We start from the raw sequence: 15,046 nt of genomic DNA on the forward strand, positions 1-15,046 counted from the left end.
ACGACAGCCCCCAGGACAGGCTGTGGCAAATGCTGTCTCCCCGAAAGAAGCCGCGTTACCGCGAACTGTGGGCGGTCAAGGACGTCTCGCTCACCATCGAGAAGGGCGAGGCGATCGGCATCATCGGTCGCAACGGCAGCGGCAAGTCGACACTCTTGCAGTTGATCTGCGGCACGCTCGATGCCAGCCGTGGCACGGTTGTCAGCCATGGTCGCATCGCAGCGTTGCTGGAGTTGGGCTCGGGCTTCAACCCCGACTTCACCGGCCGTGAAAACGTGTTTCTCAACGGTGCCATACTGGGGCTGAGTCGCGCCGAGATCACCCAGCGATTCGACGACATCGCCGCCTTCGCCGGCATCGGTGACTTCATCGACCAGCCGACCCGGACCTACTCCAGCGGCATGCTCATGCGCCTGGCCTTCGCCGTTTCCGTCTGGGTGGAGCCCGATATCCTGATCGTCGATGAAGCACTCGCGGTTGGCGATGCTTCCTTCCAGTTCAAGTGCCTCCAGCGCCTTGAGGCGCTTACCCAGCGCGGCACCACACTGCTGTTCGTCTCCCATGACATGAGCATGGTCAAGCGCTTCTGCAAACGAGCGCTCTACCTTCGCGATGGCCAGGTCCGGGCCAACGGTCCGCCAGACGACGTCGCCGAACGCTACCTGCTGGACATGCGCGACGAGCAACGCCGCTGGGCCAGCGGGGACACGGTGACGGTATTGCCCAAGGAGCATCTGGCAAACACGGGCGGCATCGCCTTCGGCACCGACGAAGGGCGCATTCTTTCGGCCTGCTTCACCAATACCGGGGGGATGCACTCGACCTTTGTCCACGGCGAGATGATCGAAGTGCGCATTGAGGTGCTGATTCGTGAATCCATCGCCTTGCCAAGCATCAGCCTGACCATCCAGGAGCCACGCCTGCTGGTGATCGGCGGCGCCAACCTGGCACTCGAACCGCAAGCCGCCCATGCAGGCTGGCGCAAGGCATCCGTCACGGCCCGCTTCCCCTCGCGCTTCGCCGCCGGCCGATACCACATCACGCTGAAACTGATGAATGGCCATACCGAAGAAAGTGCCCACCTGATCGAAAAACAGGTCGCGCTGATGACGTTCGACACCCTGGTGGAGAGCAACGCCTTCCTCGGCATTGTCGACCTTGGAATCGAGCCGCTGTACCCCGCAACCAGCAGTGCACCGCTGCCAGAACACGAAGCAGAAAGGAGATGAGCCCCAGCGTGGAAAAGGTCATGAGCAGAGTCTGGCAGATAGCGATTCACGGCACCTTCGACGTAGAGAACTACGGCGATCTGCTGTTTCCTGTCATTGCCGAAGAAGAATTGTCCCGCCGCCTGGGTACGGTGCAGATGCACCGGTTCTCCTATCACGCAAAGAGCGCCGCGCAATGGCCCTACGCCGTGACCTCGCTGACCGAGCTGCCGAAGATTGCCCATCGCCTGGATGCGACCCTGATCGGTGGTGGCTTTATCATTCGCTTCGACAAGTTCGTTGCCGAGAACTACCTGCCCCCTTCCCCCTCCATTCATCACCCGACCGGTTACTGGCTCACCCCCGCCCTGATGGCCGTGCAACATGGCGTGCCGCTGATCTGGAACGCCCCCGGCATGCACTGCAACGATGTGCCGGAGTGGGCCAGGCCGCTGTTGAAACTCGTCATCGAACAGAGTCCCCACGTCAAGGTTCGCGACGCGCTGTCGCAAGCCACCCTGCAGCAGTTGACCGAGCACGGCCGTGTCGAAGTGCTGCCCGATACGGCGTTCGGCCTGCCACGGCTGCTGGATCTGCAAACCCCGTCCGCAGAGTTGAACAATCTTCGCAGCCAATATGGCCTGGACGGGCCCTATCTGGTGGTGCACGCCATCGGGGGCCTGGAGCGTTTCCTCGATCTCTGGCGCCGTCACAGTGCTGAACTCACCGATCTGCGTCTTCTGGTCGTGCCCATCGGGCCAGTTCTCGGTGACCACGCGTCAGCGCTGGGAGAGCCGCTGGATCGCTCGGTGACATTGCCATTCTGGCCCTCGCCGCTGCTGCTGGCCGAACTGATCGCTCACTCTGTCGGCGTGGTCGGCCACAGCTATCACCTGGCAATCAGTGCAATCGCCTTTGGCCTGCCGGTGTTCTGCTCGGCGGATCTGAAAAACGGCAAATACACGGCGTTGCCGGCCTACGGGCGCGTCTTCCAGGTGAGCCACGACCAGGAGCTGGACCCTCACTGGTTTGCCCGACAGCTCGGCAGGCGTCCCCTCCCCGCCGCCACCCGGCAAGCAGCAGCGCAGTTGGACGAGCACTGGGACCGGGTCGCAGAGCTTGTTGTCGCCGGCCGCGTCGCCGAACCGGAGGGGCTGAGCCGCTTCTGGCAATCCCTGCCAATGCAGCTCGAAAACTTGCAGGCACGACAGACCGAGAGCCTGCAGGCACAGCGGATTGAGCTGGAGGCCAGCAGACGGCAGTTGGCACAGTTGCCGATGTCGGACCTGCGACGTCTCTACCATCTGTTCAAGAGGTTTTTTGCAAGGAGCACGCAATGATCAACCTGGAAAAGATCGCCCGACAACAGTTGCAACACCATCCGTATCGCTGGGCAGAAATCGGTGGCCTCTACAGTGCCGAAGACGCTGCTGCACTGGCCGAAACCTATCCCCACGATCACTTCAAGGTGGTCCAGGGCTACGGCGGCGAGAAAAACTACGAGTACGAAGCCAGGCAACTGATCGACATGACCGACGGCGAGGTGGTCAACCCACAGGCTTTGAGCCCGCAGTGGCGACAACTCGCCCGGGATCTGCGCTCAGCGACCTACCGGCAGGCACTGGGAGCATTGACCGGGGTGGACCTGAGCCAGGCGCCCATGGAGGTCAACCTGTTTCACTACGGCCCCGGCGCGAACCTGGGGCCCCATCCCGACCTGTCCGACAAGGTGGTCACCCATATCCTCTATTTCAACGAAACCTGGGACCCCCGGTACGGCGGCTGTCTGCAGATCCTGAACTCGCGAGATCCCGGCAGCGTTGCCAGGGAGATATCTCCCCTCGTCGGCAACTCGGCGGTGCTGGTCCGCTCCGACACCTCGTGGCATGCCGTGTCACGGGTGATCGACAATTGCAGCGTCTCCCGTCGCAGCGTCACCGTGACGTTCTATCGCCCTGGCTCGACCAGCTCCATGTGGCCCGAGGGCGACGACACGCCACTGCATGACTACCCTCGGCAAAAATCTGCGTCCTCCGAAAACAGGACCGGCGCATATGGCTGAAAACGATATCCAGCCCAAGCCAACGATGAGTGTGGCCATGCGCCTGCTCGCACGCTATCGCCAACTGCCGCTACCCCGGCCATTGCGCAGGTACCTGTCGGCAATCTACCGGGGCGCGTTGCTCAGGCCCCTGCATCGATTGCGTCATCGGTTGCAGCAACGCGACACACTCGCGGAGATCAACCTCGAGACCCTGCTGGGGGAACCCCGATATCCCGACTACATCATCTGGGGTGTCATCGACTGGCATTTCCGCCATCAGCGGCCGCAACAACTGGCCAGAATGCTGAGTGCCAGCGGACGCCGGGTGTTTTACGTCTCGAGCACACTGAAAGAGTCGAAACACCCCGGATTCTCCATTTCCCCCCTGAACGAGCACGGGAATCTGTTCGAAATCCAACTGCACGTCAGCAGAGCTCCGTCCATCTATTCGACCGTACCCAGCGCGGAACAGATCACCCAATTACGAAAAGGCCTCGGCAAGCTGCTGCTCTGCACCCGGCCATCCGCCGTTGTCGCACTGATCCATCATCCGTTCTGGCTTGAAGTGGCCAAGGCAACACCCAACAGTCGCCTGGTCTACGATTGCATCGATCATCACGAGGGTTTCAGCAACACCCATCCAGGGATTCTCAAGCTCGAACAGCAATTGATCCGCGAAGCACAACTGACCGTCTACACCTCAGACTGGCTTGCCCGACAATGGGATCACACCCCATCGAAGCACAGCGTGGTGGTCAGAAATGCCGCGGACTACGGGTTCTTTTCCATCCGCCCGACCTCGGTCTATCAGGATCCGGCAGGCCGCAGGATCATCGGCTACTACGGCGCGATTGCCGACTGGTTCGATACCGGACTGGTTGCGGCGGTCGCCAAGGCCTTTCCCCAGCACCTGATACTACTGATCGGTGCCGATACCGCCAATGCCCGGCGTGAGCTGCGCCAGTACCCCAACGTCAGTTTCACCGGCGAGGTACCCTACGGCGTACTTCCCGGCTACCTGCATGCCATGGACGTCTGTCTCCTGCCCTTCCGGATAACACCGCTGACACTCGCCACCAACCCGGTGAAAGTCTACGAATACCTCAGTGCCGGCAAACCAGTGGTCGCCGTCGACCTGCCCGAGATCGAGCAGTTCGGCTCCCTGGTCCATCGTGCACGAAACGAAGATGAGTTCATTGCCAGCATCGCCCTGGGGCTGGCGGAGCAACCCGGCGAGCAAGGCCGCCAACGCCGGGCGTTCGCGGCCGAACAATCCTGGGCACAGCGCATTGACACCTTGCTTGGTGCGACCGAGGGCCAAAGGACGGCGAACGAGATCAGCGTGATTGTCGTGACCTACAACAATCTGGCCCTCACCCGGGAATGCCTGGCCAGCCTGATCGTCGATGGGCGAGGTAGCGAACTGGAAATCATCGTGGTCGACAACGGCTCCCACGACGGGACGCCGGAGTTTCTCCGGCAATGGGCCAAGGACAACGGGCAGCGGGTCATTCTCAACGCAACCAACCTCGGTTTCTCCGCGGCCAATAACCAGGGCCTCGCCGCCGCGACGGGGGACTACCTGGTACTGCTCAACAACGATACCCAGGTCACGCCCGGCTGGGCGGATACGCTGCGCAAGCACCTGGACCGCAACCCCGGTATCGGCCTGATCGGTCCCGTGACCAACAACATCGGTAACCAGGCCAGGATCGACATCGAGTACTCGCTGCCGGACATGGCCCGACAGGCCTGCCTGCATACCTACAAGCACCTCGGTGAATGGTTCCGCCTGCCGACAGTGGCATTCTTCTGCGTCATGCTGCGACGCAGCACCTATGCTCAGGTCGGCCCTCTGGATGAAGCCTTCGGCTGTGGTTTCTTCGAGGACGACGACTACTGCCGTCGCGTTGAGCAAATCGGCCTGTTCAATGCCTGTGCCCGCGATGTCTTCGTTCACCATCACCTGTCGGCCAGCTTCAACCTGATGGACGCGAAGGAGCGCACGGCCCTGTTCGAACGAAACAAGGCTATTTACGAAAGCAAGTGGGGAAAGTGGATCCCCCATAGCCATGGATGACATCAGATGAGTCAACGCAAGATAGTCGTCGTGGTGGGCACACGGCCGGAAGCGATCAAGATGGCGCCGGTCATCCATGCCCTCAGGCGCTCGAAGCAGTTCGCCTGCCAGGTGGTCGCCACGGCCCAGCACCGCGAGCTCATGGATCAGGCACTGTGGGAGTTCGACATAGAACCGGATCTGGATCTGGACATGATGCGGGCGAACCAGTCACTTTCCGAATTGACCAGCCGTCTGCTCACCGCCTTTGAACAGACCCTTCTCGAATCGCGTCCAGATGCAGTACTGGCGCAGGGCGATACCACTACCGTGCTCGCTGTCGCGCTGTCGTGCTTCTACCAGCAGATACCCTTCGGCCATGTAGAGGCAGGCTTGCGCACGGGCGACATCGCCAATCCGTTTCCAGAGGAACTGAACCGGACAGTGGCCAGCAGAATCGCCAAATGGCACTTCGCGCCCACCCAGAAAGCCCGCCACAACCTGCTGCGCGAAGGTATTGCCGAGCAAGCCATTCATGTCACCGGCAATACCGTGATAGATGCCCTGCTGCACAGCCTCGAACGGCCCCATGAAGCCGACGAGGCAAGCGGCGACGGCCAGCGTGTGCTGCTGGTGACCCTGCACCGCCGGGAAAGCTTCGGCGTGCCGCTGCTCAGCATCTGCACGGCCATTCGCAGCCTGGTGGAGCGTAACGACGATATCCGGGTGATTTTCCCCGTGCATCCCAACCCCAACGTGAAAGGACCGGTGGAGTCTGCGTTGGGCGGGCATCCGCGTATTGAGCTTTGCCCCCCGCGGGGTTATCACCGGTTCATACGAATGATGAAAAGTGCCTATCTGGTGTTGAGCGATTCCGGCGGGATCCAGGAGGAAGCGCCCGCGCTGGGTATTCCCGTCCTCGTGCTGCGCAATGAGACAGAACGCCAGGAAGCGATCGAACACGGCATGGTGAAGCTGGTCGGTACGGGCAGCGACGACATCGTGCAGGCGGTGCAGCAGTTGCTGGATGACGCCAACCACTATGCCGGAATGATCAGGCAGGAGTCGCCTTATGGCGATGGCAACGCCGCAGAGCGGATAGTCCAGATACTGGCGGAGTACTTTTCGACATGCGCCTGATCTATCTCTCACCGATGCCCTGGCACAGCTTCAGCCAACGTTCCCATGAGCTGGTGCGCTGCTTCCATGAAAAAACCGACGAGCCGGTGCTCTGGATAGAGCCTTATCCCACCCGTTTTCCGGCACTCGGTGACCTGCGCCAGTTGCGCCTGGCATCGGCAGGCGCAACACACCCACGCCCGACCTATCCCGAGACGCCTTCCTGGCTGACCGTTCTCCAGCCTCGCGCCCTGCCGATAGAACCCATTCCCGGTTCGGGATGGATCAATCGTCCCCTGTGGCAGCCCATTATTGTCCAGGCTCGCCGCTTCGCTCGACACCCCACGTTACTGGGTATCGGAAAGCCTTCGAGCCTGGCATCCAGGCTGCTGCGGGAACCGATCTTCGAAGCAAGCTTCTATGACGCCATGGATAATTTTTCCGAGTTTTACCGGGGCCTGTCGCGCAAGGCCATGGAGCGCCGCCAGCAGTCGACGGCCCGGGCAGTCTCGATGGTACTGACCTCCTCGTCAGCGCTACAGGCGCAGATGTCCACACTGTCCGGCAACGTCAGACTGCTCGGCAACGCCTGCGCCACCGAGCGCCTGCCAGAGAGACGGGAGAAGCGCAGTACACGCCTGGACAACCCGGTCCTTGGCTATGTCGGCACCATCGCCAAGTGGTTTGCCTGGGAAATAGTGGTGGCGTTGGCCAAGGCCTATCCCCACGCCGAAATACGCCTGATCGGCCCGGTGCACACCCGCCTGCCGGCGCACCTGCCCGGCAATATCCATTTCATTGGCGAGGTCTCCCATGAGGCGGCGATGGACGCCATGGCCGACTTCGACGTCGGCCTGATCCCGTTCAAGTGCGATGCCCTGACGCGGTTCGTGGACCCTATCAAGTACTACGAGTACCGCGCCCTGGGCTTGCCGGTGATCAGCACGGCTTTCGGAGAGATGGTGGGCAGGGACGCCTGTCCAGGCACCTTCCTGCTGGACGGGCCTGAGGACATAAGCCAGGCCATGGACCAGGCCCTTGGCTTCGATGAACCGGAAGAACACACCCGACGTTTTCGCTGTGACAACTCATGGAGGGCACGTTTCTCCCTGGCCATCCCCTGAATGACCGGGTTCATGGATAGCGGTGGAGTTGAGCCACAAGGCATCGCCGACTCGTGATTGCGCCGTTACCAGAAGACAAGCGTGGCAAATGGAGTGACGATATTGAATGCACTAGAACTGCCCGGCGTTGATGAACGGATCCGGTCTTCATTACAGGACGAGTGTGACGTGATCATCGTGAATTACAACGCAGGGGGACTATTGGCTGCTTGTGTCGACTCGGCATTTGCCGCCGGCGCCTGCCGGGTAATCGTGGTGGATAACGGCTCCCACGATGGCAGCCTGATGAAACTGGAGCCCCCTCAAGCCCCTGGCAAGGCGCTTCGGATACTGCATAACACAGCCAACCTCGGCTTCGCCGTGGCGTGCAACCAGGGTGCCCGGCTGTCAACGGCGCCCAACCTGCTGTTCCTGAATCCGGATGCCGTACTGGCCATCGATGCCATGGACCGCCTGCTAAGGGCGCTGCACCGCTCACCGGAGATCGGCGCGGTCGGAGGTTTCCTGTGCAATCCGGACGGCACCGAACAGGCCGGCGGACGCCGGGTGTTCCCGACGCCCAGACGGGCCTTCATGCGCGCCTTCGGACTCTCGCGGCTCACGAAGTTCTTCCCGGCCGTGTTTTCCGATTTTTTATTGCACAAGGAGCCCCTGCCTGCCGCCCCCATTGTCGTCGAAGCCATTTCCGGGGCCTGCATGCTGGTCAAGCGCGAAGCGATCGAAAGTGTCGGGCTCTGGGATGAAGACTATTTTCTGCATTGCGAGGATCTGGATTGGTGCATGCGTTTCCGCCAGGCAGGCTGGAGTGTTCTCTTCGTGCCGGATGCACGGGTCACCCATGTGTTCGGTGGTTGCAGTCGTGATCGGCCCTATTTCGTCGAGTGGCACAAGCACCGTGGCTTCCTGCGTTTCTATCGGAAGTTTTTCCGCCAGCGATATTCCCTCCTCCTCTGGATAGTAGTGGTCATCGGGGTCTGGTTTCGATTCAGCCTGATGGTATCCCGTCACGCGGTTATCCGGCTGTTGAATGGATTGTCCCCGGGAAAAGAGAACTGAATTGCACATAGGCATATTGGGCGCTTCCAGCTTCCTGGGTGAACATGCATTGCTGTCGCTGGCGCAGGCAGGCCATCAGGTCACTGCGTTCACCCGGCAACTGCCCAGGGCTTCCCGCAGGGGCATCAACTGGCAAAGCATCGACGACTGGCATGAGCTGGCACTGGACACCTTCCTGTCACTTGCCCCCATCTGGGTTGTACCGGAATATCTGGAGCGCCTCGCCAACACCGGGGTCAAGCGCGTGGTCGTCTTGTCCTCCACCAGCCGCTTCACCAAGCAAGCCTCGCCAGACGCCCGGGAAAGGCAACTGGCGCTGCGCCTGGGCAATGCGGAAGAACAGTTCGTGAAGTGGGCGATCGAACGGAAAGTCCAATGGGTGATCCTGCGACCGACAATGATCTACGGATTTGCACGCGACCAGAACATTACCGAGATCGTCCGCTTCATCCAACGCTTCGGGTTCTTCCCGCTGATCGGTGGCAGCAGAGGTTTGCGCCAGCCGGTACATGCCGATGATGTTGTTCAGGCTTGCCTGGCAGCCATGACCCTTCCGGAGTTGCACCATGGCGCCTACAACCTGTCCGGGGCAGAAGTCCTGCCTTATCACGCGATGGTAAGACGCATATTCCAGGCCCTGGGACGCCCGGAACGCACGCTGGCGCTCTCCACCAGGACATTGCACGCACTGGTTTGGCTCCTGCGATGCCTGCCACGCTACCGGCATCTTTCAGGGGCACTGGTGGAGCGCATGAACCAGGATCTGGTATTCGACCATGCGGACGCCAGTGACCAGCTCGGCTTTTACCCCCGGCCCTTTGAATTGAAACACGAAGACTTGCCCCTGCGATGAGACATGGTCACCGCGGCAGAACACCTGCCGCGCTGCCCATCCATCAGGGTCGCAGGGACTTTCCAGGATGTCATGCCCCCTTACAACGCCGACACAGCCCTCGCCGAAGTGCGTTGTATGGCCTGGGGCGGTTGCCCGAATGCCCGGAGAAATGCCTGGCGCATGCGTTCCCGGTCGCCGAAGCCGGTCTCGCGAGCAATGACTTCTATCGGGTGCAGCGTCGTCTCCATCAGCAAACGTGCGGCCTCGACGCGCAAGCGCTCGATGGCCTTGGCCGGCGACTGGCCGGTTTCCTCGCGAAAGACTCGACTGAATTGACGCGGACTCAGCCGTGCGGCTTCGGCCAGGGTTTCGACTGACAGGACACTGCCAAGATGCTCTCTTGCATAAGCGAGCGCCATCTGCACGCGGTCGGACTTTGCATCCAGTTCCAGGAGCGCCGAAAATTGCGATTGCCCACCACCACGGCGCTGATGCACCACCAGCTTGCGCGCGACCATGCGGGCAGTCTCCAATCCGAAATCCTTTTCAACGATCGCCAGGGCGAGGTCGACACCGGCGGTCATGCCCGCCGACGTCCAGATTTGCCCATCCACCACGAAGATGCGGTCTTCATCGAGCAATGCGCCGGGGTACTGCTTCTTGAACGCCTGGGCATGAAACCAATGCGTCGTGGCACGCCTGCCTTCGAGCAGACCGGCGGCAGCCAGTACGAACGCACCGGTGCAAATCGCCGCCACGCGCCTGCTCCGGCTTGGCGCCTGGCGTATGTAGTCAAGCAGGCTGGCACCCGGCAGGCGACAGTCATTGGCACCGGCGACAATGAGTGTGTCATAGGTCGAGTCCTGAAGCCGGTCGGTATTGACGGAAAAACCCTGGGACGTCATCACCGGCCCCCCGCCTTCAGAAACCAGACGGAAGTGATAGACCCTCTCGCCGCGCAAGAGATTCACGTATTCGAAAACGCTCGCAACGGCGAGCCCCAGAGACTGGAAATCCGGATAAACGACGAGTCCGACAGTGTGCATGATGGTCTCTCAAACGCAGCTCATGACGCCCGGCAGGCAACTCCCTGCAAGGACCGGTGCAACGAGACATGATGGCATGAATCATTGCATATATGTCATTGAGGACGCACCGCGTCAAATCCAGAATGACTACCGACCCGACATCCCGTCGGGCAAGCATTCTGAAAGAGAGACGACCATGACTTCCTCCGATATCTCCCCCAAAGGCACGGCGCTGATCACCGGGGCCTCCACCGGCATCGGCGCGGTCTATGCCGATCGCCTGGCCAAGCGTGGCTATGACCTGATCCTGGTGGCTCGCAACGCCGATCGCCTGAAGACATTGGCCGACCGCCTGACGACGCAGACCGGCCGCTCGGTGAAGACCCTGACGGCGGATCTCAACGACAAGGCCGCACGCTCGACCATCGAGAGCGTCCTGCGCGACGACAACCGCATCACCCTGCTGGTGAACAACGCCGGTGTCGGCTCGGTGGCTTCGATACTCAATAGCGATGTCGACGAAATGCAAGCAATGATCGACCTGAATATCACCGCGCTGACACGCCTGACTTATGCCGTGGCGCCGGTATTCGCTGCCAGGGGCTCGGGCACGATCATCAATATCAGCTCGGTTGTCGGCATCGCCGTCGAACTGCTGAACGGCGTCTACAGTGCCTCGAAGTCCTATGTCCTGAGCTTCGGCCACGCACTGCAACGCGACCTCGCCGACAAGGGCGTGCGCATCCAGACGGTCCTGCCGGCGGCGACGGCCACCGAGTTCTGGGATGTGGCGGGCTACGCCAAACAGAAAGAGGCGGCCAGTACGATGACCGCCGAGGATCTGGTCGACGCGGCACTGGCCGGACTCGATCAAGGCGAACTAGTGACCATCCCGACGTTGCAGGACAACACGGACTGGACACGCTGGGAAGCGGATCGCCGCGCGCTGGCGCCAAGCTTCGCCAACGCCAGGCCCGCTCCACGTTATGCCCTGTCGCCCGGGCAGGCCTGAGCCCCACAGGCAAAACAGGCCATCCAACTCACCGCTGAGCTAGAGAAGGATCTCGATATCGGCGGTGGGAAACGCCACGCAGGAATAGAACCAGTCGAAATCACGATCGGACTTGCGCAGGTGCGCCTCCCGGGGGTTGAACACCGACCCGGACACCAGCTTGACCCGACACAGGCTGCATTCACCGGAACGACAGGCGTTCTCGGCGAAATAGCCGTTGCGCTCCAGGGCATTGAGCAACGGCTCTCCCACCCGGCTCTTGAAAGCGCCACGACCTTGCACGGTCACCAGCACTTCATCGTCCAGTGTTACGCCTTCCGGCCAGCCGGGTTGCTCGTGCGGTGCCTTGGGCGCACCGTTGGCCTCGACCCGGATGCGCCGACGCTTGACGCCCAGCGCCGTGAGCAGCTCGATGCAGTGGTCGTTGAACGGCGTCGGACCGCAGATGTAGAACATCTTGTCGCCGAGGTCGCCCAGCAGTGCCTGCAGCAACGTCTCGTTCAGCCGCCCCGCATGGCCCCGGTAATCGGCCGGCGGACGGGAGATCACCTGGGAGAGAGTGAAGTGCTCGTGACGCCGGGCCAGGGCACGAAACGCCTCGTCGAAAATCACATCGTCAAGATGGCTGTTCACATAGACAAGATGGAAGCGATGCGCCAGGCCACGGTCGAGCAGATCCTGCAGGATGCTGCGGGCCGGCGCGGAGCCGGAACCACCGGCGAGGAACACCAGGTCATCGCCATGGTAAAGCGGGTTGTGATGAAACGTACCCATGGGCCCGGAACTGAGCAGCCGCTGACCCACCACCACCCGGTCCAGCAGGTAGTTGGAGACATAACCATCCCTCGCCCGCTTCACTGTCAGGTCGTAGTAGCCCTGCTGCGAGGGCGGCGAGGAAATCGCATAGGGCCGGGCTGTCGCGACACCGTCGATGTCCACGAACAGGTTGATGTACTGGCCGGCCAGGAACGGCGGCAGAACCTTGCGATCGACGGCGACCACCCGCAGCGTGCGGGTGCTGGAGGTCTCCTCGATGATTTCAGCGACCTCCAGTTGCAGGCGTTTCGGATGCAACTGGACGACCATGTTGCCGACTTCGCCCCTGATTTCGTAGAAGTCGCTTCCGCTCTGTTCCAGGGCCTGCTTGGCCTGCCGGGCCTCGCGGTAGCCGGCGACCAGGTCCATCAGGTTCTGTTCAGACATGCCGCACCTCCTTGACTTTCAACTGCTTGAGCACCGCCCTGGCGGTGGACTCGCCCGCCATGTAGGTCGGCTGGAAACCGCCCATGGAAGTCCACGAGCCGGCGATATAAAGCCCCGGCACCGCATCCAGGCGCTCGCGCAGCAGCGGCGAATCCTGGGTGCTCTGCTGGAAACCGTAGATGGCGCCGCCGGGGGTGTTGAGGTAGCGCATCATGGTCAGCGGCGTGGCCACTTCAACTTCCTCGATGTACTGGCGCACCTTCGGGTAGACCTTCTCGATCACTCCGATCAGCTTCTCGGCGAAGGCATACTTGGTCTGCGCATAACGCTGCGGCGGAACCGACTTCCAGACCTCGCCGTATTGCAGGCACACCAGCACCACCTGGCTTTTCCCGGCGGGCGCGGCATCGGGGTCCTCGAGGTTGTAGCAGGTGAGCATGCCGCCCAACGGCGGCTCCAGGCTGCCCATGCGCTGGTGGATCGCCTCCTCGTCGAGGGTCTCGTAGATAAAACTGGATGCCGTCTCCACGCCCAGTTCCTGTGGCGTGCAATCCAGCCCCAGGTAGATCACGAAGGCGGAAGTGCCCATGCGCCGGGAGCGGAAATCCTGCTGGACGCTCGGTGGCGGCTGGTCGAGATCCAGCAGTTCGTGGAAGGTCACCAGCGGGCTGGCGTTGGACACCACGGCGGCGCAGGTGACGGTTTCACCGCCCTCCAGGCGCACACCCCGGACCCGCCCCTCAGCGGTGATGATCCGCTCCACGGCACAGTTGAAGCGCACTTCGCCACCCGCTTCCAGGAACGACTCCACCAGCGCGGTGGACATCGCCTGGGAACCGCCCTTGATATGCCAGGGCTTGAACACCGCATAGGCGTAGATCATCGCCGCCACATCGGAAAACGGCAGCATGCTCGGCGGCACGCCGAGGTAGAGCCAGTAGGTCGCCAGGACGCTCTTGAGCCTGGCGTCATCGAAGAACTCGTCGAGCACCTCCTTCAGCGGCCGAAAGCCATACTCGACGAAGTACGGACACATCGACTTGAGCGCCGCTTCACTGTTGGAGCGGCGTGCCTGGGGCAAGGTGGTGAAACTCTCCACGGTGACCTTTTCGCAGACCAGCAGGAACCGCTCGATAGCCTCGCCCTCGGCCGGGAACAACTGCTGCAGCGTGCGCCGTATGCCCGACCAGCTCGCCGGCAGGGTGATATCGATTTCGCCGGGCACCACCAGCCGGTACAACGCGTGTTCCTGCACGAACGCCACCTTGTCCATCACCCCCAGCTTCTCGAACAACTGGCGCATGATGAACGGCTTGTCCGGGGTCCCCAGGCCGCTGAGCTGGTGCAGGGCCACCTCGAATTCGAAGTCGCCGCGCACAAAGGACGTCGCGCAACCACCGGGAATATTGTGGCGTTCGAGCAACAGCGTCCGGCAACCGCCACGCTGCAGGGCCGTCGCCGCCGTCAATCCGGCGTTGCCGGCGCCAATTACCACGGCGTCATAGTGCTTCATGATTCACCTCAAACTTATCACCGATAAGATTCAGCTGGAAAAACCGGCCTGCAGCGGCCACCGCACTTCCGTGCGCGGCGCTTTTCGGACTGTTGGTCCGAGGATGATCCCTTCCGGCCTTGTCATGGAGCGCAAGTTAAGGGCATATCTTTACACTGTCAAGATACTTCCCCATGTTAGGATTCCCGTCTGTTACAGGCCCTGATGACGCACCCGCACCGATGACCAAGACACCTCCCCGTACACGCGAAACCTACCATGTGGGCAATCTGGCTCCGCAGTTGCTGGCCACTGCGCGGGAGATGCTCGAAGAAGTGGGACCGACCAGGCTGTCGCTCAGGGCGGTATCGGAAAGGGTCGGCGTGAGCGCCACCGCGGCTTATCACCACTACGCCAATCGCGGCGAACTGATCGGTCACCTGGCGGCCCAGGGCTTCCACGAACTGGGCCGTACATTGGTCATCAAGGATGCGCAGAGCGCCGGCAAGCAACGGCTGCGCAACGCTACCCTGGCCTACTTCGGTTTCGCCCGGAAAAATCCGGCGCTCTACCAACTGATGTTCGGTCCTGAGTTCGCCGACGGCGGGATGATCCCGCAACTGCGCAGCGCGCGCGAGGAGGCCTTCGGCGAACTCAAGCGCATCATCGCCGAGCTGCTCGACTGCGAGGTCGACAGCGCCGAAGTGCGTCGGGCCTCACTCGCCAGCTGGTCCTACATCCATGGCCTGGCCTCGCTGGTCATCCACAACGTGCTGCACTTCCCCGCCGGGACCAGCGACGAGCGTTTTGTCGACAGCACGCTGCAAGGGCTCGAGCAGCTTTTCCAGTTGAAACGATGAATCTGA

The 15,046-nt window shown here is 61.8% G+C and carries 13 protein-coding genes; 10 read left to right on the forward strand and 3 right to left on the reverse strand.

Annotation, left to right across the window (positions count from 1 at the left end; all coding sequences use genetic code 11):
• Positions 1-29: 29 nt before the first annotated feature.
• From ACL9RJ_RS14050 to ACL9RJ_RS14085, 8 genes are all read left to right on the forward strand, one after another.
• Positions 30-1,229, forward strand: a complete 1,200-nt coding sequence (locus tag ACL9RJ_RS14050) for an ABC transporter ATP-binding protein (RefSeq protein WP_422765358.1) — start codon at positions 30-32, stop codon at positions 1,227-1,229.
• Positions 1,226-2,548: a polysaccharide pyruvyl transferase family protein gene (locus ACL9RJ_RS14055; protein WP_422765359.1), complete on the forward strand. Its 1,323-nt coding sequence runs from the start codon at positions 1,226-1,228 to the stop codon at positions 2,546-2,548. The genes ACL9RJ_RS14050 and ACL9RJ_RS14055 overlap by 4 nt, the downstream gene beginning before the upstream one ends.
• Positions 2,545-3,270 carry a 2OG-Fe(II) oxygenase gene (locus ACL9RJ_RS14060; protein WP_422765360.1) on the forward strand — a complete coding sequence of 242 codons (726 nt, stop codon included), beginning with the start codon at positions 2,545-2,547 and terminating at the stop codon, positions 3,268-3,270. Before ACL9RJ_RS14055 ends, ACL9RJ_RS14060 begins: the two co-directional genes overlap by 4 nt.
• Positions 3,263-5,332 carry a glycosyltransferase gene (locus ACL9RJ_RS14065; protein WP_422765361.1) on the forward strand — a complete coding sequence of 690 codons (2,070 nt, stop codon included), beginning with the start codon at positions 3,263-3,265 and terminating at the stop codon, positions 5,330-5,332. Before ACL9RJ_RS14060 ends, ACL9RJ_RS14065 begins: the two co-directional genes overlap by 8 nt.
• A 6-nt stretch (positions 5,333-5,338) precedes the next feature.
• A complete protein-coding gene (gene wecB, locus ACL9RJ_RS14070) occupies positions 5,339-6,451 on the forward strand; it encodes a non-hydrolyzing UDP-N-acetylglucosamine 2-epimerase (protein WP_422765362.1) in 1,113 nt (370 codons plus the stop codon).
• Positions 6,442-7,554 (forward strand): glycosyltransferase, encoded by a 1,113-nt coding sequence (locus ACL9RJ_RS14075; RefSeq protein ID WP_422765363.1) that lies wholly within the window; start codon positions 6,442-6,444, stop codon positions 7,552-7,554. Before wecB ends, ACL9RJ_RS14075 begins: the two co-directional genes overlap by 10 nt.
• Positions 7,555-7,656: 102 nt before the next feature.
• On the forward strand, positions 7,657-8,610 hold the full coding sequence (locus ACL9RJ_RS14080; protein WP_177106338.1) for a glycosyltransferase family 2 protein: 954 nt from the start codon (positions 7,657-7,659) through the stop codon (positions 8,608-8,610).
• Positions 8,611-8,626: 16 nt separating this feature from the next.
• The gene (locus ACL9RJ_RS14085) at positions 8,627-9,463 is read left to right on the forward strand and encodes an SDR family oxidoreductase (RefSeq protein ID WP_422765364.1); all 837 of its coding nucleotides are present in this window, start codon (positions 8,627-8,629) and stop codon (positions 9,461-9,463) included.
• 80 nt (positions 9,464-9,543) lie between these two features.
• On the opposite strand, the gene ACL9RJ_RS14090 is transcribed toward ACL9RJ_RS14085, so the two are convergent.
• Positions 9,544-10,491 carry a GlxA family transcriptional regulator gene (locus ACL9RJ_RS14090; protein WP_212810892.1) on the reverse strand — a complete coding sequence of 316 codons (948 nt, stop codon included), beginning with the start codon at positions 10,489-10,491 and terminating at the stop codon, positions 9,544-9,546.
• A 178-nt stretch (positions 10,492-10,669) separates the two neighbouring features.
• Here ACL9RJ_RS14090 and ACL9RJ_RS14095 point away from each other — a divergent pair, with 178 nt between their 5' ends.
• Positions 10,670-11,485 carry an SDR family NAD(P)-dependent oxidoreductase gene (locus ACL9RJ_RS14095; protein ID WP_017129021.1) on the forward strand — a complete coding sequence of 272 codons (816 nt, stop codon included), beginning with the start codon at positions 10,670-10,672 and terminating at the stop codon, positions 11,483-11,485.
• A 39-nt stretch (positions 11,486-11,524) separates the two neighbouring features.
• Here the strand turns inward: ACL9RJ_RS14095 and ACL9RJ_RS14100 are convergent, their stop codons facing one another.
• Together ACL9RJ_RS14100 and ACL9RJ_RS14105 are read right to left on the reverse strand one after the other, a co-directional pair.
• On the reverse strand, positions 11,525-12,688 hold the full coding sequence (locus tag ACL9RJ_RS14100; protein WP_177086167.1) for an FAD-binding oxidoreductase: 1,164 nt from the start codon (positions 12,686-12,688) through the stop codon (positions 11,525-11,527).
• Entirely contained in the window at positions 12,681-14,201 is a 1,521-nt protein-coding gene (locus tag ACL9RJ_RS14105) for a phytoene desaturase family protein (protein WP_178991002.1), read from the reverse strand. Before ACL9RJ_RS14105 ends, ACL9RJ_RS14100 begins: the two co-directional genes overlap by 8 nt.
• Positions 14,202-14,422: 221 nt before the next feature.
• Here ACL9RJ_RS14105 and ACL9RJ_RS14110 point away from each other — a divergent pair, with 221 nt between their 5' ends.
• Complete coding sequence (locus ACL9RJ_RS14110; RefSeq protein ID WP_422765365.1) at positions 14,423-15,040, forward strand: TetR/AcrR family transcriptional regulator; 618 nt, start codon at positions 14,423-14,425, stop codon at positions 15,038-15,040.
• The last annotated feature ends 6 nt before the right edge of the window (positions 15,041-15,046 follow it).

This window comes from Pseudomonas sp. Mn2068 (assembly GCF_049319725.1).
GTDB lineage: Bacteria > Pseudomonadota > Gammaproteobacteria > Pseudomonadales > Pseudomonadaceae > Aquipseudomonas > Aquipseudomonas gingeri.